General features: G+C 72.6%; 20 protein-coding genes. 12 read left to right on the forward strand and 8 right to left on the reverse strand.

All coding sequences use genetic code 11. The annotated features are described in order from the left end of the window. From N801_RS20985 to N801_RS08015, 6 genes are all read left to right on the forward strand, one after another. On the forward strand, window positions 1-322 hold a 322-nt coding region (locus N801_RS20985; protein WP_035935984.1), incomplete at its 5' end, for a hypothetical protein. Between the two features lie 85 nt (window positions 323-407). After that, complete coding sequence (locus N801_RS07995; protein WP_035935986.1) at window positions 408-1079, forward strand: DUF6766 family protein; 672 nt, start codon at window positions 408-410, stop codon at window positions 1077-1079. 160 nt (window positions 1080-1239) lie between these two features. Continuing rightward, a complete protein-coding gene (locus tag N801_RS08000) occupies window positions 1240-2427 on the forward strand; it encodes a Glu/Leu/Phe/Val family dehydrogenase (RefSeq protein WP_245618307.1) in 1188 nt (395 codons plus the stop codon). 147 nt (window positions 2428-2574) lie between these two features. Beyond that, complete coding sequence (locus N801_RS08005; protein WP_035935988.1) at window positions 2575-2772, forward strand: DUF3073 domain-containing protein; 198 nt, start codon at window positions 2575-2577, stop codon at window positions 2770-2772. 84 nt (window positions 2773-2856) lie between these two features. Beyond that, window positions 2857-4356 (forward strand): purine-cytosine permease family protein, encoded by a 1500-nt coding sequence (locus tag N801_RS08010; protein WP_035936113.1) that lies wholly within the window; start codon window positions 2857-2859, stop codon window positions 4354-4356. Next, entirely contained in the window at window positions 4353-4907 is a 555-nt protein-coding gene (locus N801_RS08015) for a cysteine hydrolase family protein (RefSeq protein WP_052112762.1), read from the forward strand. The genes N801_RS08010 and N801_RS08015 overlap by 4 nt, the downstream gene beginning before the upstream one ends. Before the next feature lie 14 nt (window positions 4908-4921). On the opposite strand, the gene N801_RS20680 is transcribed toward N801_RS08015, so the two are convergent. Genes N801_RS20680 through purF form a run of 3 tightly spaced genes read right to left on the reverse strand, consistent with a single transcriptional unit; the run spans window position 4922 to window position 8004 of the window. Beyond that, window positions 4922-5275, reverse strand: coding sequence for a hypothetical protein (locus N801_RS20680; protein WP_035935991.1), 354 nt, complete (start codon window positions 5273-5275; stop codon window positions 4922-4924). A gap of 7 nt (window positions 5276-5282) precedes the next feature. After that, the gene (purM, locus tag N801_RS08025; RefSeq protein WP_035935994.1) at window positions 5283-6404 is read right to left on the reverse strand and encodes a phosphoribosylformylglycinamidine cyclo-ligase; all 1122 of its coding nucleotides are present in this window, start codon (window positions 6402-6404) and stop codon (window positions 5283-5285) included. A gap of 25 nt (window positions 6405-6429) precedes the next feature. Then, window positions 6430-8004 (reverse strand): amidophosphoribosyltransferase, encoded by a 1575-nt coding sequence (gene purF / locus N801_RS08030; protein WP_035935997.1) that lies wholly within the window; start codon window positions 8002-8004, stop codon window positions 6430-6432. Window positions 8005-8089: 85 nt separating this feature from the next. Between purF and N801_RS08035 the strand changes: the two genes are divergently transcribed. The 4 genes from N801_RS08035 to N801_RS08050 all read left to right on the forward strand — a co-directional run bounded on the left by N801_RS08035 (window position 8090) and on the right by N801_RS08050 (window position 11858). After that, the gene (locus tag N801_RS08035; RefSeq protein WP_035936000.1) at window positions 8090-9673 is read left to right on the forward strand and encodes a molybdopterin-dependent oxidoreductase; all 1584 of its coding nucleotides are present in this window, start codon (window positions 8090-8092) and stop codon (window positions 9671-9673) included. A 114-nt stretch (window positions 9674-9787) separates the two neighbouring features. Continuing rightward, the gene (locus tag N801_RS08040; RefSeq protein WP_035936003.1) at window positions 9788-10438 is read left to right on the forward strand and encodes a fasciclin domain-containing protein; all 651 of its coding nucleotides are present in this window, start codon (window positions 9788-9790) and stop codon (window positions 10436-10438) included. A 35-nt stretch (window positions 10439-10473) separates the two neighbouring features. Then, window positions 10474-11067 carry an ECF RNA polymerase sigma factor SigK gene (gene sigK, locus N801_RS08045; RefSeq protein WP_439330533.1) on the forward strand — a complete coding sequence of 198 codons (594 nt, stop codon included), beginning with the start codon at window positions 10474-10476 and terminating at the stop codon, window positions 11065-11067. Further along, complete coding sequence (locus N801_RS08050; protein WP_035936009.1) at window positions 11064-11858, forward strand: anti-sigma factor; 795 nt, start codon at window positions 11064-11066, stop codon at window positions 11856-11858. The genes sigK and N801_RS08050 overlap by 4 nt, the downstream gene beginning before the upstream one ends. Window positions 11859-11932: 74 nt before the next feature. On the opposite strand, the gene N801_RS08055 is transcribed toward N801_RS08050, so the two are convergent. From N801_RS08055 to N801_RS08065, 3 genes are read right to left on the reverse strand one after another with little or no spacing between them, the layout of a single operon-like run. Beyond that, window positions 11933-12181: a hypothetical protein gene (locus N801_RS08055; RefSeq protein WP_035936011.1), complete on the reverse strand. Its 249-nt coding sequence runs from the start codon at window positions 12179-12181 to the stop codon at window positions 11933-11935. Beyond that, entirely contained in the window at window positions 12178-13026 is an 849-nt protein-coding gene (locus N801_RS08060) for an LLM class flavin-dependent oxidoreductase (protein WP_035936014.1), read from the reverse strand. Before N801_RS08060 ends, N801_RS08055 begins: the two co-directional genes overlap by 4 nt. 6 nt (window positions 13027-13032) lie before the next feature. Beyond that, a complete protein-coding gene (locus N801_RS08065) occupies window positions 13033-13413 on the reverse strand; it encodes a sterol carrier family protein (protein ID WP_035936018.1) in 381 nt (126 codons plus the stop codon). Between the two features lie 184 nt (window positions 13414-13597). Here N801_RS08065 and N801_RS08070 point away from each other — a divergent pair, with 184 nt between their 5' ends. Together N801_RS08070 and N801_RS08075 are read left to right on the forward strand one after the other, a co-directional pair. Then, window positions 13598-15334 (forward strand): bifunctional metallophosphatase/5'-nucleotidase, encoded by a 1737-nt coding sequence (locus N801_RS08070; protein ID WP_035936022.1) that lies wholly within the window; start codon window positions 13598-13600, stop codon window positions 15332-15334. A gap of 70 nt (window positions 15335-15404) precedes the next feature. After that, entirely contained in the window at window positions 15405-16205 is an 801-nt protein-coding gene (locus N801_RS08075; RefSeq protein ID WP_169744228.1) for a spermidine synthase, read from the forward strand. A 30-nt stretch (window positions 16206-16235) separates the two neighbouring features. Here N801_RS08075 and N801_RS08080 read toward each other — a convergent pair whose 3' ends face one another. Then, window positions 16236-16955: a hypothetical protein gene (locus tag N801_RS08080; protein WP_156996617.1), complete on the reverse strand. Its 720-nt coding sequence runs from the start codon at window positions 16953-16955 to the stop codon at window positions 16236-16238. Beyond that, window positions 16952-20839 carry a phosphoribosylformylglycinamidine synthase gene (gene purL, locus N801_RS08085; protein ID WP_035936122.1) on the reverse strand — a complete coding sequence of 1296 codons (3888 nt, stop codon included), beginning with the start codon at window positions 20837-20839 and terminating at the stop codon, window positions 16952-16954. Before purL ends, N801_RS08080 begins: the two co-directional genes overlap by 4 nt. Between the last annotated feature and the right edge of the window lie 52 nt (window positions 20840-20891).

Here is a 20891-nt window from a genome sequence, read left to right on the forward strand (position 1 = left end):
CGCCGCGACCGACGCGGCGACCGCCTTCCTCGCGGCGGCCTCGTCGGCGCCCCGGGGCGCGTGCGACCTGCTCGCACCGGCCACCCTCGAGGTGCTCCGCTCCGACGGGGACGACTGCGCCGCCGCGCTCGCCGAGGTCGCTCCGGACGACCTCGCCGGCGCGGAGCCGACGGCCGAGGTCTACGGGCGCGACGCGATCGTCCGCTGGGGCGGCGAGACGGTGTTCCTCGCCCGCTTCGACGACGGCTGGCGGGTCACCGCCGCCGGGTGCCGTCCGCGCGGCGACGACCTCCCCTACGACTGCTCCGTCGAGGGTCGGTGACGAGGATGCGCTGGATGTTCGTCGGGTGGCTGGTCTTCATCGTCGGCGGGCTCGCCTGGTGCCTCGCGATGGGGGTGAGTGCCCGATGAGGAGGCGGCGCGACCACGGCCTGTCGCTCGTCTTCGCCGGGCTGCTCGTCCTCGCGCTCGTCGGTCAGGCCGTCTCCGGTCTCGCCGGGGTCAACGACGACGCCCGCGACCACGGTCTGCCGACGGTCGGGATGGGCGAGTACCTCGCGTCGTCCAGCTTCGCGGTCGACGTCGCCGAGAACTGGCAGTCCGAGTACCTCCAGTTCCTCCTCTTCATCCTCCTCACCGTGTGGTTCGTCCAGCGCGGCTCGCCGGAGTCCAAGCCGCTCGACAAGGTCGGGCGGGAGAGCGACGAGGACCAGAAGGTCGGCCGGTTCGCCGAGCCCGGCTCCCCCCGGTGGGCCGCTGTCGGCGGGTGGCGCCGCCGCCTCTACTCGCACTCCCTCGGGCTCACGATGGGGCTGATCTTCCTCGGCTCGTGGGTCGCCCAGCTCGTCGCCGGCCGTGCCGCGCACAACGCCGAGCAGATCCGGGACCTCCAGGCGCCCCTCGGCTGGGCCGACTACCTCGCCGCACCGGACTTCTGGAGCCGGACGTTCCAGAACTGGCAGTCGGAGTTCCTCGCCGTCGGGAGCATGGTGGTCCTCGCCATCTACCTGCGCGAGCGGGGGTCGCCGGAGTCCAAGCCGGTGGGTGCCTCGCACGGGGCGACCGGAGTCGAGGGCTGAGTCCGGCAGCGGCTGGCGTGGCACGGTCCTCGCCCGGATCCCCTCGGTCGAGAAGTACGAGCGGAGGTCCGGCCGCACCATCCCCGTGGCGCGGCTGCACCCCGTCGCCTCCGGGCCGGACACCGCGAGCAGGTCCGGGAGACACGGCTAGCCTGTGGGGGTGCGTGCGACCCACGCCACGACCCGCTCTGCGCTGCACCACCTCGCGGCGCGCACTGACGAAGGAGTCACGACCGTGACCGTGTCGAGCACCACCGTCCCGCCCTCCCCGCCGACCTCCCCGCTCTCCATGGACGGCCACGAGCAGGTCGTCCACTGCTTCGACCGGACCACGGGCCTGCGGGCGATCATCGCCATCCACGACACCTCGCTCGGCCCGGCCCTCGGCGGCACCCGCTTCTTCCCGTACAGCAGCGACGACGAGGCCCTGGCCGACGTCCTGCGCCTGTCGCGCAGCATGAGCTACAAGAACGCGCTGGCCGGCATCCCGCACGGTGGCGGCAAGGCCGTGATCATCGGCAACCCGGCGACGGACAAGACCCCGGAGCTGCTGCGCGCCTACGGGCGCTTCGTCGAGAGCCTCGGCGGGCGCTACGTCACGGCGTGCGACGTCGGCACCTACGTGCAGGACATGGACGTCGTCGCCGAGACGACGCGCTTCGCGACCGGCCGCTCCCCCGAGAACGGCGGCGCGGGCGACTCCTCGGTGCTCACGGCATACGGGGTCTTCCAGGGCATGCGCGCGGCCGCCCAGCACGTCTGGGGCGAGCCCACCCTGCGCGGCCGACGAGTCGGCATCGCCGGCGTCGGCAAGGTCGGGCGCGTCCTCGCGGGTCACCTCGTCGAGGACGGCGCCCAGGTCGTCGTCACGGACGTCAACAGCGCCGCCGTCTCGGCCCTGCTCGCCACCCACCCGTCGGTCGAGACGGTCGGCGACGTGGCCGCCCTCGTGCGCGGCGACCTCGACGTCTACGCCCCGTGCGCGCTCGGTGGCGCCCTCGACGACGACACCGTCGAGGTGCTCAAGGCCCGCATCGTCTGTGGCGGAGCCAACAACCAGCTCGTCATCGAGGGGGACGGCGGCACCGCGGACCGGCTCGTCGCCAAGGGCATCACCTACGCCCCCGACTTCCTCGTCAACGCCGGCGGCGTCATCCAGGTCAGCGACGAGCTGCGCGGCTTCGACTTCGAGCGGGCCAAGAGGGGTGCCAGCGCCATCTTCGAGCACACGCTCGAGGTGCTCCGGGTCGCCGACGAGCGGGGCGAGAGCCCGGCCGCCGCCGCCGACCACATCGCGGAGCAGCGCATGGCCGCGGGGTCGCCGACGATCTGGCTCCCGCAACCCTGACCGGTGGAGCGGAAACACCCCGGGCTGCTGTAGCGTTGACCCCACGACATACACACGATTCCCGGGACCACAGCTCGACTTGGGATGACCCCTTCGGGGCCGTCCCTTCGGGTATGTCGCCCGGCAGACGCACAAGGGGGTCTCGCCATGGGGCGCGGCCGAGCAAAAGCCAAGCAGACCAAGGTGGCCCGGGAGCTGAAGTACTACAGCCCCGACACCGACCTGAGCTCGCTTGAGCGCGAACTCCACGGGAGCGCGCCGTCGCTCCCGTCGACGACTCGGGTCGCCGAGCCGGAGACCGACGAGGACGACGACTACGACAAGTGGGCCAGCGGACGTCGCTGACGTCTGACCGCCTGCTCGATCCTCCCCCGCACGCCACGTGCGGCCTGTGCGCCCTGACCTCGGGGATCTGACATGCTCACGGGCATGACTGACGTGCGCAGCGCCGACGCCGCCAAACGGCTCGGCGTCGAGACCACCGGGATCGAGATCATCGACGAGGCGGCCCGCACCGCCTCACCGCGCGACCTGTTCTGGCCGTGGTTCGCCGCCAACGTGTCGGTGTTCGGCATCTCCTACGCCGCGTTCGTCCTCGGCTTCGGCATCTCCTTCTGGCAGGCCCTCGTCGTGACGGTCGTCGGCATCATCGTCTCGTTCGCCCTGTGCGGGATCATCGCCCTGGCGGGCAAGCGCGGGTCGGCCCCCACGATGGTGCTGTCGCGCGCCGCGTTCGGCGTCAAGGGTCAGAGGGTGCCCGGAGTCGTCTCGTGGCTGGTCTCGATCGGCTGGGAGACCTTCCTCGCCATCCTCGCCGTGCTCGCGACCGCGACGATCTTCGAGCGCCTCGGCTGGGGCGGGGGCACGGTCACCAAGGTCGTCGCCGCGGTCGTCGTCGCCACGATGATCGTGCTCGCCTCGGTCGCCGGCTACCACATCATCATGCGGATGCAGTCGGTGCTGACCTGGCTCACCGGCGCCATCACGGTCCTCTACGTCGCCATGACGGTCCAGCACCTCGACTGGTCGGCGATCTCCTCGCTGCCCTCCGGCGGGATCGGCGCGACGATCGGCGCCCTCACCCTCGTGATGACCGGCTTCGGGCTCGGCTGGATCAACATCGCCGCCGACTGGTCCCGCTACCAGCACCGGGACGCCAGCGGGGCGGCCATCGTCGGCTGGAACACCTTCGGGGGCGCCCTCGCGCCGGCCCTGCTCGTCAGCTACGGCCTCGCCCTGGCCGGGTCGGACGAGGAGGTCCTCGCCGGCATCGGCGCCGACCCCATCGGCACCCTCGCCACGCTCCTGCCGACCTGGGTCCTCGTCCCGTTCCTCCTCGCGGCGATCCTCTCGCTCGTGTCGGGGGCGGTGCTCGGCATCTACTCCTCCGGCCTCACCCTCATCTCCCTCGGGGTGAACATCCCCCGGCCCATGGCCGCGCTCGTCGACGGCCTCATCCTCACCCTCGGCACGTTCTACGTGGTCTTCGTCGCCGAGAGCTTCATCAACCCGTTCCAGTCGTTCCTCATCACCCTCGGGGTGCCGCTCGCCTCGTGGGCGGGGATCATGATCGCCGACATCGCCCTGCGGCGGCGCGACTACGACGACGACGCCCTCTTCGACGAGACCGGCCGCTACGGCGCCTTCGACTGGGTCTCGATCGGGACGATGGTCGTCGCGTCCGTGCTCGGGTGGGGGCTCGTCGTCAACAACTTCGCCGACGACGCGACGTGGAACAACTGGCAGGGCTTCCTGCTCGACCCGCTCGGCCTCGGCACGTTCATCGAAGGAACAGCCGACTCGTCAGCGTATTGGGAGGGAACCTTCGCCTACGCCAACCTCGGCGTGCTCCTCGCGCTGATCCTGTCCTTCGTCGTGACGTACGCCGCCCGCCGGGGCACGGTGCGCCGCCAGGAGAGCGGCACGTGACCTCGGGCCGGCCGCTCGACGTCGAGCCGCTGCCCGGCGAGTGGCTCGTCGTCATCGACCCGCAGGCGATCTTCGCGGACCCGGCCACGAGCGCCTGGGGGTCGCCGATGTGGTCGCAGACGGCGCCCCGCATCGTGCGTCTCGCCGCGGCATACGGGCCCTCGCGCACCATCGTGACGCGCTTCGTCGCCGACCCGGCCCTCGGCGGCTCGTGGGGGCCGTACTACGACGCCTGGCCGTTCGCCCTCGTCCCGGACGACGACCCCCTGTATGCCGTCGTGCCCCAGCTCCGAGGTGTCGCCGACCGGGTGCTCACCGCCGGCACGTTCGGCAAGTGGCCCGTGCTCCGGGAGGTCGTCGGTGACGACGCCCGGGTGCTCCTCACCGGGGTCTCCACCGACTGCTGCGTGCTCTCGACGGCGCTGCCCGCGGCCGACGCCGGTGCCCTCGTGCGGGTGGCCGCGGACGGGTGCGCCGGCTCCACCCCCGAGAACCACGAGCGGGCCCTCGCGGCGATGGCCCTCTACGGTCCCCAGATCACCCTGGTCTGAGGCCCTCCCCCTCGTCAGAGGGCGCCGGTCGCGGCGAGCACCGCAGCACCCGCCAGGACACCGAGCGACCCGGCGGCGACGCCCGCGCCGCGAGGACCCAACGCCTCCCCGCGGCCCAGCAGCGCGGCGGCCGCGAGCCCGACGCCCCACCCGACGAGCAGACCGGGCGCGACCTCGACGAGCAGCGCCGTGAGGTCGAGTGCGCCGACGTCGCGATCCCTCACGACCTCGATGGCGGACCCCACCAGCCATGCAGCCACGATGACCAGCGTGAGCCAGGCGGTCAGCAGGACCGTGGCGACGGAGAGGACGCCGACGGCCCAGCGCCGCGTGCTGCGCTCGAGCATCGGGGGCGGGTCGTCGGACATGGTCGGCTCAGGCGGGGTGGTCGCCGACGACCTGGACGGAGCCGCCGTCGACGCCCTTGGCGCCGCGGACGACCTCGACACCGGGGGCGAGGCTCGCGCCCTCGAGCGACTGCACCTCGCCGATCGCCCACGACCGGATGCCGCGCTCCGCGAGCACCGCGCTCGCGGAGTCCACGGAGTCGGCGGGCAGGACGGCAACGAACCCCACGCCCATGTTGAGCGTGCGCTCGATGTCGTCGCGGGGCACGTTGCCGAGCTGCTGGAGGGTCGTGAAGACGGGGGGCGGGGTCCACGTCGACCGGTCGACCCGGGCGAGCACGGTGTCCGGCAGGACCCGGGCCAGGTTGGCGGCGAGCCCGCCCCCGGTCACGTGGCTGAGGCTGTGCACGTCGACGCCGTCGGCCCGGATGAGCGCGAGCAGGTCGGCGGCGTACACGCGGGTGGGGGTGAGCAGCTCCTCGCCGAGCGTGCGGCCGAACTCGGGCACGTCGCGGTCGAGCTCCCAGCCGGCGGCGGAGACGATCCGGCGCACGAGGGAGTAGCCGTTGGAGTGCAGCCCGCTCGACTCGAGGGCGAGGACGACGTCGCCCACCGCGACGCGGCCGGGGCCGAGCACGTCGGCGTACTCGACGACACCGGTGGCGGCGCCGGCGACGTCGTACTCGTCGGGCCCGAGCAGGCCCGGGTGCTCGGCCGTCTCGCCTCCGACGAGGGCCACGCCGGCCTGCTGGCAGGCGCGGGCGATGCCGCCGACGATGGCGGCGATGCGCTCGGGCACGACCTTGCCGCAGGCGATGTAGTCGGTCATGAACAGGGGCTCGGCGCCGCAGACGACGATGTCGTCGACGACCATGCCGACGAGGTCGAAGCCGATGGTGTCGTGCCGGTCGAGCGCCTGCGCGATGGCGACCTTGGTGCCGACCCCGTCGGTGCTGGACGCGAGGACGGGACGCCGGAAGCGGGTGAGGGCGCTCGCGTCGAACATCCCGGCGAAGCCGCCGAGCCCGCCGAGCACCTCGGGCCGGGTCGCGCGACGCACGTCCGCCTTCATCAGCTCGACGGCACGGTCACCGGCCTCGACGTCGACGCCGGCTGCGGCGTACGTGATCTGCTCGCCCTGTCCGCTCACGCCGGTCAGCCTAGTTCCCGGCTCGTCACGGGCGGCGCACGGCCTCCGCGGCTCCGCCGGCAGCGGTGACCGAGACCCGGTCGACGTCGAGCGTGCCGGTCTCGGTGACGTCGCTGAGGCCCGCGTCGACGGGGAACTCGAGCTCGAGCAGGCCCTTGCCCAGCCGGTCCGCGGACGGCAGCTCGATCGGGTAGTTGCCGGTGAAGCAGGCCGTGCAGAGCTTCTCCGGCTCCTGGTCGGTCGCGGCGATCATGCCGGCCTCGGAGATGTAGCCCAGCGAGTCCGCCCCGAGCGAGCGGCAGACCTCCTCGACCCCGATGCCGGTGGCGATGAGCTCGGCGCGGGTCGCGAAGTCGATGCCGTAGAAGCACGGCCAGCGCACGGGCGGCGAGGAGATGCGCACGTGGACCTCGGCCGCCCCGGCCTCTCGCAGCATCCGGACGAGCGCGCGCTGGGTGTTGCCGCGCACGATCGAGTCGTCGACGACGATGAGCCGCTTGCCCTTGATGACGTCCTTGAGCGGGTTGAGCTTGAGCCGGATGCCGAGCTGGCGGATGGTCTGCGAGGGCGCGATGAAGGTGCGGCCGACGTAGGCGTTCTTGACGAGGCCCTGGCCGTAGGGGATCCCCGACTCCTGGGCGTAGCCGATCGCGGCGGGGGTGCCCGACTCCGGCGTCGGCATGACGAGGTCCGCCTCGACCGGGTGCTCGCGGGCGAGGGCGCGGCCCATCTCGACCCTGGCCTCGTGGACGACCTTGCCGTTGATCGTCGTGTCGGGGCGGGCGAGGTAGACGTACTCGAAGACGCAGCCCTTGCGGTCGGTCTCGGCGAACCGCTGCGAACGCAGCCCGTCCTCGTCGATGGCGATGAGCTCGCCCGGCTCGACCTCGCGGATGAACGAGGCACCGACGATGTCGAGCGCCGCCGTCTCGGAGGCGACCACCCAGCCGCGCTCGAGCCGGCCGAGCACGAGGGGACGGATCCCCTGGGGGTCGCGGGCGGCATACAGGGTCTGCTCGTTCATGAAGACGAAGCAGAAGGCGCCGCGCAGCCGCGGAAGCACCTCGAGCGCGGAGTCCTCGAGGGTGCGGTCCGGGTCGGCCGTGAGCAGGGCGGTGACGAGGGCCGTGTCGGTGGTGTTGCCGCGACCGAGCTCACCGGGGTGCGGGCCGGAGCCGCTGCGCTCGTCGACGAGGTCGCGGAGCTCGCCGGAGTTGATGAGGTTGCCGTTGTGGGCCAGCGCCACGGTGCCGCCGTCGTGACCGCCGAGGGTCGGCTGGGCGTTCTCCCACGTGGAGGCCCCGGTCGTCGAGTAGCGGCAGTGCCCGATCGCGAGGTGACCCTTGAGCGAGCCGAGGGAGCGCTCGTCGAAGACCTGCGAGACCAGGCCCATGTCCTTGTAGACGAGCAGGCGGCGCCCGTCGGACGCGGCGATGCCGGCCGACTCCTGCCCGCGGTGCTGCAGCGCGTAGAGGCCGTAGTACGTCAGCTTGGCGACGTCCTCGCCGGGAGCCCAGACGCCGAAGACCCCACAGGCGTCCTGCGGCCCCTTCTCGCCGGGCATGAGGTCGTGGGTGAGTCGTCCGTCTCCGCGTGCCACGCTGTCAGTGTCCCACGACCCCGCGGGGCCTCGGCGCGGCCGTCGGTGACCCATCCGCACCGGGTTCGGCACCGAATGACCTCACATGGACCTTTCCGGCACGACGCGCTCACGCTGGCCGTATGCCGCCAGCGGCCTCCTCGCGGCTGCGGCTGGTGCCGCCGCCGGTCACCTCGCGGCGTACTTCGTCGCGCCGGAGGCCTCGCCCGTGCTCGCCGTCGGCTCCACGGTCATCGACGCGACGCCGACGCCGGTGAAGGAGTGGGCGGTGCGCACCATGGGAACCGCCGACAAGCCGGTGCTCATCGGGAGCGTCGCCGTCGTCACCCTCCTCCTCGCCGCGGTGGCCGGTCTGCTGTCCGCTCGCCGCCCGGTGGTGGGCCGGCTCGTCATCCTCGCGCTCGCGGTCCTCGCCACCGCCGCGGCGGTCCTGCGCCCCACGGCCGGCCCGGCCGACGTCATCCCCGGTCTCGTGACCGGGCTCGTCGGCGTGGCCGTCCTCGGACTGCTGCTCGGCCTGCTCCCCCGCGCTGGGGGCGCGGGAGCACCGGCCGGGGCCGGGCGGGAGCAGCCGACCGACCACAACGCCCGCGAGACCGGAGAGCCCGTCGCCCCTGCGCGTCGCAGCTTCCTGCTCGCCGCCGGCGGCACGGCGGTCGGCGCGGCCGCGGTCGGGGGCCTCGGCCAGAAGCTCACCACCGACGCGATCGCGCCGTCCTCGGTGACGCTGCCGACGCCGGCCGAGACGCTCCCGCCCCTGCCGGCCGGGCTCGAGGGGCGCATCAAGGGCCTCGTCCCGTGGCGCACGCCGAACAAGGACTTCTACCGGATCGACACCGCCCTGGTCATCCCCCGCGTCGACGTCGACGGCTGGTCGCTGACGATCGACGGCGACGTCGACTCACCCTTCACGATCGACTACGCCGAGCTGAGCTCGATGGACCTCGTCGAGAAGGACATCACGATGTGCTGCGTGAGCAACGAGGTCGGTGGCGGCTACATCGGCGGCGCCCGCTGGCTCGGCGTCCCCGTGCGCCAGCTCCTCGAGCGCGCCGGTGTGCGTTCGGGTGCCGACCAGATCCTCAGCACCTCCGTCGACGGCATGACCATCTCCACGCCGGTCCAGGCGCTCACCGACGACCGCGACGCCCTGCTCGCCATCGGCATGAACGGCGAGCCGCTGCCTCGCCGCCACGGCTACCCCGTCCGCCTCGTCACCCCCGGCCTGTTCGGGTTCGTCGGCTCGACCAAGTGGGTCGAGCGCCTCACCGCGACCACGTATGCCGCGCAGAAGGCCTACTGGACCGAGCGCGAGTGGGCGACCGACGGCCGGGTCCTCACCCAGTCGCGCATCGACACGCCCCGGGGCCTGGCCCAGCTCAGGACCGGCAAGAACGTCATCGGCGGCGTCGCCTGGGCGCAGGGTCGCGGGATCGCCAAGGTCGAGGTCCGGATCGGCGAGGGACCCTGGCAGCAGGCCGTGCTCGGCCCGGACGCCAACATCGACTACTGGCGCCAGTGGTACCTCGAGTGGGACGCCCCCGCCGGCCAGCACCAGCTGACCGTCCGCGCGACCGACCTCACCGGCGCGGTCCAGCCCGAGCAGCGCACCGAGCCCTTCCCCCGCGGCGCCACCGGCTGGCACACCATCCCCGTCACCGTCGAGTAGCCGCGGGGCGGCGTGGGCGAGAAAGTTCGAGAAACATTGGGGCGCAGGCAATCCGGAATGCCGGCGGCTGCGAATAGGAGGTGTACGCCAACCCATTCCAGGAAGAGATCGATCATGAAGCTCACGCACCGTTCCTCGGCCCTCGCCCTCGCGTTCGTCCTCCCGCTCGGCCTCGCGGCCTGCGGCAGCTCGGACGCCTCCACGGACGCCGGCTCCACCACGGAGAGCTCGGCCTCGGCGTCGGCCTCCCCCAGCGCCTCGGCCTCCCCCACGGAGTCCATGGCCATGGCGGGCGAGCCGTTCGGCGCCGCCTGCAGCCAGGTCCCCGCCTCGGGCGCGGGCTCCTTCGACGGCATGTCGACGGCCCCCGTCGCCACCGCCGCGAGCGCCAACCCGCTCCTGTCGACCCTCGTCACCGCCGTCGGTGAGGCCGGTCTCGTCGACACCCTCAACAGCGCCCCCGAGCTGACCGTCTTCGCGCCGGTCAACGACGCCTTCGCCGCGCTCCCCAAGGCGACGATGGACGCCGCGATGGCCGACCCCAAGGGTCTGCTCACCAAGGTGCTCACCAACCACGTCGTCGCGGGCAAGATCGCCCCCGACAAGATCGCCGGCGACCACAAGACCCTCGGTGGCGGCACCATCACCGTCGCGGGCAGCGGTGAGGACTTCACCGTCGGAGAGGCCAAGGTCATCTGCGGCAACGTGCAGACCGCCAACGCCACCGTCTACATCATCGACGGCGTCCTCCTGCCGGCCATGTGATCCGGCTCCACGAGGCGTAGGTCATCATGGTCGTCATGGCAGCGGTCGGATCGGGGGACACGTCCCTACCGACCGCTGCCATGGGGCCGGACCTCGTCGCCCTCCTCACCAGGGCGGCCCGCGGCGACGAAGCCGCCTTCGCCGAGCTCTACGACGCCACCGCCAGCCGGCTCCACGGTCTCGTGGTCCGGGTGGTGCGTGACCGGGCGCAGAGCGAGGAGGTCACGCAGGACGCCTACCTCGACATCTGGCGGCACTGCACCCGCTACGACCCCGCCAAGGGCTCACCGCTCTCGTGGATGATGACCATCGCCCACCGCAAGGCCGTCGACCGGGTCCGCTCGGCCGAGGCCAGCAAGGCGCGGGAGGTCACCTACGAGGCCACCACGGTCGACCGCGAGCACGACTCGACACTCGAGCAGGTCGAGGTCCGCCTCGACCAGCAGCGCGTGAGACGGGCCCTGGCCAGTCTCACCGACACCCAACGGGGAGCCGTCGAGCTCGCCTACCTGGGTGGCCACACCCACACCGAGGTGGCCGCCCTCCTCGACATCCCGCTCGGGACCGCGAAGACACGGATCCGGGACGGCCTCATCCGACTGCGCGACACCCTGGAGGTGACGGCATGAACCCTGACACCCACGCCCTGGCGGGTGCGTATGCCGTCAACGCCGTGACCGAGGACGAGCGCGCCTCCTTCGAGACCCACCTCGAGCAGTGCCCCGACTGCCGCGCCGAGGTCGCCGAGCTCCGGGCCGCCGCCGCGACGCTCACCTCCGACGTCGAGGTGACCCCGCCGCCCGCGCTGCGTGCCTCCGTCCTCTCCGCCATCTCCCAGACCCGCCAGCTCTCGCCCCTCGTCGAGACCACCGGGACCCGCAACCCGCCCGGCACCCCCGAGGCGTCCCCGTCGTCCGTCGCCGCGCCGGCGCAGGATGCCCCCGTGGTCGACGAGCTGGCCGCCCGACGCGGCCGGCGCCTGCAGCCCTGGCTCGCCGGCGTCGCCGCCGCTGCCGTCATCGGGGTCGCGACCCTGGCGTGGCAGCCGTGGGACGACGCGGACACGGGCCAGCAGGTCACCGCCACCGAGCAGGTGCTCCGGGCCGAGGACGCGCAGCGGCTCGAGCAGCCCATGGGTGCCTCCGAGATCGCCATCGTCCGCAGCCCGTCGATGAAGCAGGCCGTCTTCGTCGCCGACGCGATGCCGACGCCGCCCGCCGGCCGGGCCTACCAGCTGTGGTTCGACGTGCCCGGGCTGGGCATGGTCAGTGCCGGGATGATCCCGACGTCCAACGCCACCGTGGCCGTGATGCTCAAGGGTGACGCCTCGGCCGCCACCGGTGCGGGGATCACGCTCGAGCCCGAGACCGGCTCCGAGCACCCGACGTCCGACCCGGTCGCGCTCTTCACCTTCGCCTGACCGCCGTCAGGGTCGGCGGCGGCTCGTCACGACGAGGGCGAGCATCACCCCGAGCGCGAGTCGCAGGCCGGGACTCATCGGTTGCGGCGCTCCGAGAGCGTCTCGATGAGGACGGAGACGGCGGCGGCGAGGAGCCCGACGACGATCGCGCCGAGCAACCCGAGGTAGCCGACCGCCGTCGACGTCGAGTACTCGCCCTGCACGACCCGCGACGACGGCTCGAGCCCGCGAAAGATCCCGAGGAACCCGCCGAGGGCGAAGCCGACGACCGCTCCGATGATGAGGACGCGGAGGTGGTTGGGGCGACGGACCTGACTGTTCACGGGTCCACGGTACTTCGGGAGGCGACCTCCTCGAGCGTCGCCTCCGACCCGGCATACGGGTCCTCGGGACGAGGCCAGTGGGTGATGGTGTCGGTGAAGCCCAGGGAGGCCGCGCGCCCGGTCATCTCCTCGTAGACGCCGACCGACTCGAGCGAGAACTGCGGCGAGGCGTCGAGCAGGAGGTAGCGGTCCTTGCCCTCCGACCCGGGCGTGTCCGTGAACCGAGCGGCGAGCGCGGCGACCCCGGCCCACCACTCCTCCACGGTGTCCCCACCGGCGCCCGTCGTCACCCAGGCGTCGCCGTGCGAGGCGGCGAGGCGGAGCGAGCGCGGCCCGTTGGCCGCGACGACGAAGGGGACCCGGTCGCGAACCGGACCGGGGAGCGTGCGCGCGTCGCGGACGGCATACCACTCACCGTCGTGGTCGACGTGGTCCTCGCGCAGCAGGCGGTCGAGGAGCGGGACGAACTCGTGGAAGCGGTCCACCCGCGCCCTGAGCGGGTGCGTCTCGCCGAGGATGGTCGCGTCGAGGTCGCCGCCGGTGCCGAGCCCGCAGAGGAACCGCCCCCCGGACAGGTCGTCGAGGGCGAGCACGTCGCGGGCGAAGACGTAGGGGTGGCGGAAGTTCGGCGACGTGACGAAGGTGCCGAGCCGGATCGTCGACGTCACCCCCGCCGCGGCGGCCAGCGTCGGCACCGCGGGGAACCACGGGCTGTCCGGGAGCCCGCCCCACACGAGGTGGTCGTAGACCCAGGCGTGGCTGAAGCCCATCTCCTCGGCGGCGCGCCAGCGCGGGCCGGCCTCGCGCCAGGGGAGGTCGGGCAGGATCGAGATGCCGTGGCGCACGTCGGTTCAGCTCGCTTCGTCGTGGGGGAAGAGCGGGAGGTATGCCGTGAGGTCGGCTCGCGTGCCGCTCACCCGCAGGCGCCCCCCACCGGCGGCGGCGGCGCTGTCGAGGTCGCCGACCGCGAGCGCGAGCCAGGTGGACGCGTCGGTCTCGATGACGTTGGGAGGGGTGCCGCGACGGTGCTGGAGGCCCTCGACGCACTGGACGACGCCGAACGGGGGGACGCGCACCTCCACGCTGCGCCCGGGCGCGCGGATGCCGAGCTCCTCGAGGGTGAACCGGACGGCCAGGGCCGTCGTGGGACGGTCCGCCGCGGCGGGGTCGGCGGCCCAGGTGGTGAGCGCAGCGCGCCCAGCGGTCACGGGCACTCGGCGACGGGGCGGCATACCGCTCATCGTAGGTCTGACCTCGGACGTCACCCTCGCGGCGGTCGGGTCACGCGTCGTTCACAGAACGTTTGCACAGAAGGGTGTGCAAATGGCCCGCCTCAGGGCAATATGGACCGGGTTGCCGAGCCCCTGCCGGCAACCACGCGCGCACTCACCCGGAGTGGCGGAACCAGGAGTTGGCATGACGATCACCACCAGGCGCCGGGTCGGCGCGACCGTTGTCGCGGCGGCTTGCGCCGCAACCCTCGCTGCGCAAGCCCCGGCGAGCGCCGACCGCCCCGAGGCCACCAAGGCGACGACGACGGTGCAGCTGCTGTCGTTCAACGACTACCACGGGCACCTCGAGGCCACCGACCCGAAGCTCACCCCCGTCGAGGACCCGAGCCAGACGCCCGTCGGTGGCGCCGAGTACCTCTCCTCGACGCTCGGCGCGCTGCGCCAGAAGTCCGGCTACGCCGGCAGCCTGACGGTCGCGGCCGGAGACCTCATCGGTGGTTCGCCGTTCCTGTCGGGCATGTTCCACGACGAGCCCTCGGTGGAGTCCCTCAACGAGATGGGCCTCGACGTCAGCTCGGTCGGCAACCACGAGTTCGACGAGGGCACCGACGAGCTCCTCCGCATGCAGGCCGGCGGCTGCCACCCGACCGACGGCTGCTACTTCCCGGAGGCGCCGTACGCGGGTGCCGACTTCCAGTGGCTCTCGGCCAACGTGGTCCGCAAGGACACCGGCAGCACACTCCTGCCCGGCACCTCGATCAAGAAGATCAAGGGTGCCAAGATCGGCTTCATCGGCATGACCCTCGAGGCCACCCCCACCCTCGTCAGCCCGGCCGGCGTCTCGTCGGTCGACTTCCTCGACGAGGTCCAGACCGCGAACGCGCAGGCTGCCCAGCTCAAGAAGCAGGGCGTCGAGGCAATCGTCGTCCTCCTGCACGAGGGTGGCTACCAGAGCGGCAACATCAACGCCTGCAACGGCATCTCGTCGCCGATCGCCCAGATCGCCGCCCAGATGACCCCCGAGGTCGACCAGATCGTCACCGGTCACACCCACCAGGCCTACATCTGCTCGCTGCCCGACCCGGCCGGCAACCCGCGCCTCGTCACCAGCGCCCACGACTACGGACGCACCGTCACGGAGACCTCGCTCGTCATCGACCGTCGCACGGGTGAAGTGGTTCGTGACCGGTCGACGGCCGTCAACCACCTCGTCAAGCAGGAGACGAAGGACGGCGCGATCACCCAGATCATCGACAAGTGGAACACCCTCGCGGGCCCGCTCAAGTCCCAGGTCGTGGGGACGCACACCGAGGACATCCTCGGGGACTCCGGCGGCAACCGCGGCATCGAGACGCCGATGGCCGACGTCGTGGCCGACGCGATCCTCGCCGGCACCGACGGGGCGAACGAGGGCGGCGCGCAGATCGCGTTCATGAACGTCGGAGGTGTCCGCGAGGACCTGCCGATGGCCCCGAAGTACTCCGAGGCGCCCGGTCAGATCACCTACGCCGAGGCGTTCGACGTCGCACCGTTCAACAACCTGCTCGTGAGCGTCGACCTCACCGGTGACCAGATCCGCCAGGTCCTCGAGCAGCAGTACCAGCCCGTGGCCGCCCGCGGCTCGCGCCCCATGCTGGCTCTGGGCGTCTCCGAGGGCTTCACCTACGACTGGGACGCGTCGCAGCCGCAGGGCTCGCGGGTGGTCTTCGGCTCGATGGCCCTCGACGGGGCGCCGATCGAGGCGACGAAGACCTACCGGGTCGGGACGCTGAACTTCCTCGCCGACGGTGGCGACCTGTTCACCGCCTTCACCAAGGGCACGAACCGCGCCGGTGGCCCGGAGGACCTGGCCAACCTCGTCGCGTACTTCGAGGCCAACCCCGGCCTCACCGCTCCGGCCAGCCGCATCGGCGGCCTCTGAGCACCATCGGTCCCCGCACCCCACGCACCCCCCGCGCCACGTCGGCGCGGGGGGTGCTTGGCTGTGGGGCGTGACCGACGCGCCCGTCTTCGAGCAGGACGGCGACGTGACGTGGGTCCACGTCGGCGAGCACGCCCAGTCGGCGGTGTCCCTCACCGACCCCTCCTACCTCGCGTTCGAGTACGTCCAGCACCTCGCCCTCTGCGTCGACGCGGTCTTCGCCCGTCCGGAACCGGTGCGGGTGACGCACGTCGGCGGCGCCGGGCTAACGCTGGCGCGCTGGGTGCACCACACCCGCCCCGGGTCTCCCCAGATCGTGCTCGAGCCCGACACCGCGCTCACCGAGGCGGTCCGACGCGAGCTGCCGCTCCCCCGCGGCCACCGCATCCGGGTGCGCCCGCTCGGCGGCGAGGAGGGCGTGGCCGGGCTCGCCCCCGCCAGCGCGGACCTCGTCGTCCTCGACGCGTATGCCGGCGGGCAGGTCCCCGCCTCCCTCACCTCGGTCGAGTGGATGGGTGAGGTCGCCCGGGTCCTCGCACCGGGCGGGCTGTTCCTCGCGAACCTCGGCGACCGCCCGGGACTGAGGTATGCCGCGCGCGTCGCCTCGGGTGCCCGGGCCGCGCTGGGCCCGGGTGCTCAGACGGCCCACGTCGCGCTGCACAGCGTGCTCAAGTCGAAGGGGTTCGGCAACGTCGTCGTCGCCGCCTCGCGTGACCCGCTTCCCGTCGACGCGCTCAAGCGGGCGGCGGCCCGGCAGCCGCTGCCGACCGGGGTGGTGGGGCCGCGGGAGGTGCTCGCCCGCAGCGCCGGCGCCGTCCCCTTCAGCGAGGCCGCGGGCGACACCGCCCCCTCGCCTGCTCCCCCCGCCTGAACCGGGCGGCCCGCCGTCGCTGCGGCTCGGTCACCTCGGCGGCCGGAAGTCCTCCGGAGACCAGTCCCGTGACCAGTCCGTGGTGGTCCCGTCGTCCACGAACGGGGTCGACTCATCGCGGGACGCATCCCCCGGGGTCGAGTCCGTCGCCGTCGGCTCCTCGTCGACCGACTCCCCGAGGTCGACCTCGGGCGCCGGCGCGAGGCGCACCCACCACAGCACCGCCCCGGTCAGGGTCAGCAGCGAGGCGCAGAGCGTCATCAGGTTGCCCACGATGAGGTCGGTCGGCGGCCCCGTGCCGAAGAAGCCCGCCGGGTCATCCCCCGCACTGTCCGGACTCGTCATCGCATAGAGGTTGGCCAGAACGAGCCCCAGGACGACGACGAGGGCGAGCAGCAGAGCCCCCAGCACCTCCCAGCGGAGCCGTCTGGCCTGCCCCCACGAAGGGTGACGGTGGAGGGCCATGACGGCGACGGCCACCAGCGCCGACGCCAGCAGGAGCTGGGCACCGATCGGACGAAAACCGGACTCGACCACCAGCAGGGTGGTGCGAACGGCGAAGGTCAGCGTCAGGGGCGAGCCGTCCGGTTCTGAGGACTCCTCGTACTGCTGCCACGCGCTCCGGAGGCCGATGAGGAGCCCGGTGGTCGTCAACACCGAGGCCCCCGCCAGCAGTCGCGTGCTGACGCCGACGAGCCGATCCCGTGCCATCGCACGCACGTGCCCGGTCGCCCCACCCTGTCCCGTCATCCGACAAAGGTACGGGCGTTGCGGAAGAGACGCATCCACGGCGACAGGTCCTCGACCGACCCGCTCGTCCACGACATCTGGGCGTTGCGCTGGACCCGCTCGGGGTGCGGCATCATCGCCGTGAACCGGCCGTCGGTCGTCGTGACCGCGGTGAGCCCGTCGGGGGACCCGTTGGGGTTGACCGGGTAGGACGTCGCGACGCCGCCGTCGTTCGTCACGTAGCGGGCCACCCGCTGCACGCCCACCACGTCACCGCGCACCGAGAAGTCGGCGAACCCCTCGCCGTGCGCGACCGCGATCGGGATGCGCGACCCGGCCATGCCGGACGTGAAGATCGAGGGCGAGTCGAGGACCTCGACCAGCGACAGGCGCGCCTCGTACTGCTCGGAGCGGTTGCGGGTGAACCGCGGCCAGTCCTGCGCGCCCGGGATGAGGTCGGCCAGCGCCGCGAACATCTGGCAGCCGTTGCAGATGCCGAGCCCGAAGGTGTCGCCGCGGTGGAAGAAGTCGTGGAACTCGTCCGTCAGCTTCTCGTTGAAGAGCACCGACCGCGCCCAGCCCTCACCGGCCCCGAGGGTGTCGCCGTAGGAGAAGCCGCCGCACGCGACCAGCCCGGCGACGTCGGACAGGGAGGCCCGGCCGGTCTGCAGGTCGGTCATGTGGACGTCGATCGTCTCGAAGCCGGCCCGGTGGAACGCGTAGGCCGTCTCGACGTGGGAGTTGACGCCCTGCTCACGCAGGATCGCCACCCGCGGCCGGGCGCCGAGGTTGAGGAACGGCGCAGCCACGTCGTCGGCGGGGTCGAAGGAGGTCGAGACATGCAGCCCCGGGTCGCCGTCGGTGCCGACGGACGCGTGCTCCTCGTCGGCGCACTCCGGGTTGTCGCGCAGCGACGAGATCCGCCAGGACACCTCGTCCCACGCCTGCACGAGGTCCTGCACGGCCTCGTCGATCGGCATGTCGCCGTCGACCGACACCCGCACCCGGCGCTCCTCCTGGGTCCCGCCGACGACCGACGAGAAGTCGCCGACGCCCGCGCGGACGAGCACCTCGCGCACCTCGTTGACCGCGTCGGCCGGCACCCCGAGCACCGCGCCGAGCTCCTCGGTGAAGAGGGCCTCCACCGAGTCGACGGCGACCTCGACCCCCAGACCGCTCGCGAACGCCATCTCGCACACGGTCGCCCACAGCCCGCCGTCCGAGCGGTCGTGGTAGGCCGAAACCAGCCCGCGAGAACGCAGCTCGCGCACGGCCTCGGCGAGCGCCACGAGCCGGGACGGGTCGTCGAGGTCGGGGACCTCACCGCCGAACACCCCCGACACCTGGGCGAGCATCGAGCCGCCGAGGCGGTCGGCGCCGGCGCCGAGGTCGACGAGGACGAGCGCCGAGTCGGGCTGCAGCTGGGGCGTGAGCGTGCCGCGCACGTCCGGCAGCGCCGCGAACGCGGTGACGACGAGCGAGACCGGCGACGTCACCTGGCGGGTCTGCCCGGAGGTCGCGTCGGTCCAGCGCGTGCGCATCGACATCGAGTCCTTGCCAACCGGCACCGAGATCCCCAGCGCCGGGCACAGCTCCATGGCGACGGCCTCGACCGTGTCGTAGAGGGCGGCGTCCTCGCCGTCCTCCCCCGCCGCGGCCATCCAGTTGCACGACAGCTTCACGCCCGCCAGCGCCGGCAGGGGCGCCGCGAGCAGGTTGGTCAGCGCCTCGCCGACCGCCATCCGCCCGGAGGCGGGAGCGTTGACGGAGGCCAGCGGCATACGCTCGCCGGATGCCATGGCCTCACCCGCGAAGCCGACGTGGTCCGCCAGGGTGACCGCGACGTCGGCGACCGGCACCTGCCACGGGCCGACCATCTGGTCGCGGTGCGAGAAGCCGCCCACGGTCCGGTCCGCGATGGTGACGAGGAAGCGCTTGCTCGCCACCGACGGGTGCCGGAGCACGGCGTATGCCGCGTCGCGCACGTCGACCGCGCCCACGTCGAGCGGGTCGCCGGTCCACGACACCCGGGTCGCGTCGCGGGTCATCTTCGGCGGCTTGCCGAGCAGGACCTCCATCGGCATGTCGATGGGGACGTCGTCGTCGGAGTCGCCGGCCACGAGCAGCTGGGCGTCGTCCGCCGCCACCCCGATGACCGACAGCGGGCAGCGCTCGCGCTCGGCGAAGGACTCGAGCAGCCCGAGCGACTCCGGCGCGATCGCGAGGACGTAGCGCTCCTGGCTCTCGTTGCACCAGATCTCCTTGGGCGCGAGACCGGACTCCTCGAGCAGCACCGCGGAGAGGTCGAACCGGGCACCGAGCCCCGCGTCGTCGACGAGCTCGGGGAAGGCGTTGGAAAGGCCGCCGGCGCCGACGTCGTGGATCGCGAGCACGGGGTTGTCGGCCCCCATCGACCAGCAGTGGTTGATGACCTCCTGCGCGCGCCGCTCCATCTCCGGGTTGCCGCGCTGCACCGAGTCGAAGTCGAGCTCGGCCGCGTTGGCGCCGGAGGCCATCGACGACGCCGCACCGCCGCCCATGCCGATGCGCATGCCCGGGCCACCGATCTGCACGAGGAGCGTCCCCGCGGGGAAGAGCACCTTCTCGGTCTGGTCGGCGCTGATCGAGCCGAGGCCGCCGGCGCTCATGATCGGCTTGTGGTAGCCGCGGCGCACCCCGTCGACGGTCTGCTCGTAGACGCGGAAGAACCCGCCGAGACCGGGTCGCCCGAACTCGTTGTTGAAGGCTGCGGCGCCGATCGGGCCGTCGACCATGATGGCGAGCGGCGTCGCGATGTGGTCAGGCGATCCGTAGACCTCGCGCTCCCACGGCTCGTCCGTGCCGGGCAGGTGCAGGTTCGACACGACGAAGCCGGTGAGCCCCGCCTTGGGCGCGGACCCCCGCCCGGTCGCCCCCTCGTCGCGGATCTCGCCGCCGGCGCCGGTCGCGGCTCCGGGGAACGGAGAGATGGCGGTGGGGTGGTTGTGCGTCTCCACCTTCATGAGGACGTGGACGTCCTCCTCTCGCGCGGCGTAGGCCGTCGGCCCGTCACCGCACCCGGGCAGCCAGCGCTCGACCCGCCCGCCCTCCATGACGGAGGCATTGTCCTTGTACGCGACGACGGTGCCCGCGCCGGCGACCGCCTCGGTGTGCCGGATCATCCCGAACAGGCTGCGGACCTGCGGCTCGCCGTCGACGACGAAGTCGGCGTTGAAGATCTTGTGCCGGCAGTGCTCCGAGTTGGCCTGCGCGAACATCATCAGCTCGACGTCCGTCGGGTTGCGCTGCAGCCCCGTGAACGACTCCGCGAGGTAGTCGATCTCGTCGTCCGACAGGGCCAGCCCGTATGCCGTGTTCGCGCCTTCCAGCGCGGCGCGGCCGCCGCCCAGCACGTCGACGTGCTCCATCGGCTCGGCCTGGCGCTCGTCGAAGAGGACCTGCGCCGCCTCGCGCAGCGGGAGCGCGGTCTCCGTCATGCGGTCGTGGAGGAGCGCGGCGACCGCGCCCCACGGCTCGCCGGTCAGCTCGACCCCCTCGACGACGAACTCGGTGACCCGCTCGACGCGGCGGATGTCGATGCCGCAGTTGTGGACGATGTCGGTCGCCTTGCTGGCCCACGGCGAGATGGTGCCGAGCCGGGGGCCGACCACGACGAGGGTGCGGGGCTCCTCGTCAGCCGGCGCGCCGGCATACGCCTCGCCGTAGGTGAGCAACCGGGACACCGTCTCCGCGACGTCGTCGGTGAGGGGCTCCTCGCTGGCGACCCAGTGCACGAAGCGGGCCGAGACGCCGGTGACCCCCGGGTCCACCGACCGGAGCCTCGCGAGGAGGGCGCGTGCCCGGAACGGTGAGAGGGCGGACCCGCCCTCGACGGCGGTCAGGGCGAGGTCGTGCGAGGAAACCAACACAGGTTCTCCGAGGGGTGGTGCGGCCGGGCCGTGTCACAGGCTACTGGCC

Origin of the sequence: Knoellia aerolata DSM 18566, assembly GCF_000768695.1 — a bacterium.
Lineage (GTDB): Bacteria > Actinomycetota > Actinomycetes > Actinomycetales > Dermatophilaceae > Knoellia > Knoellia aerolata.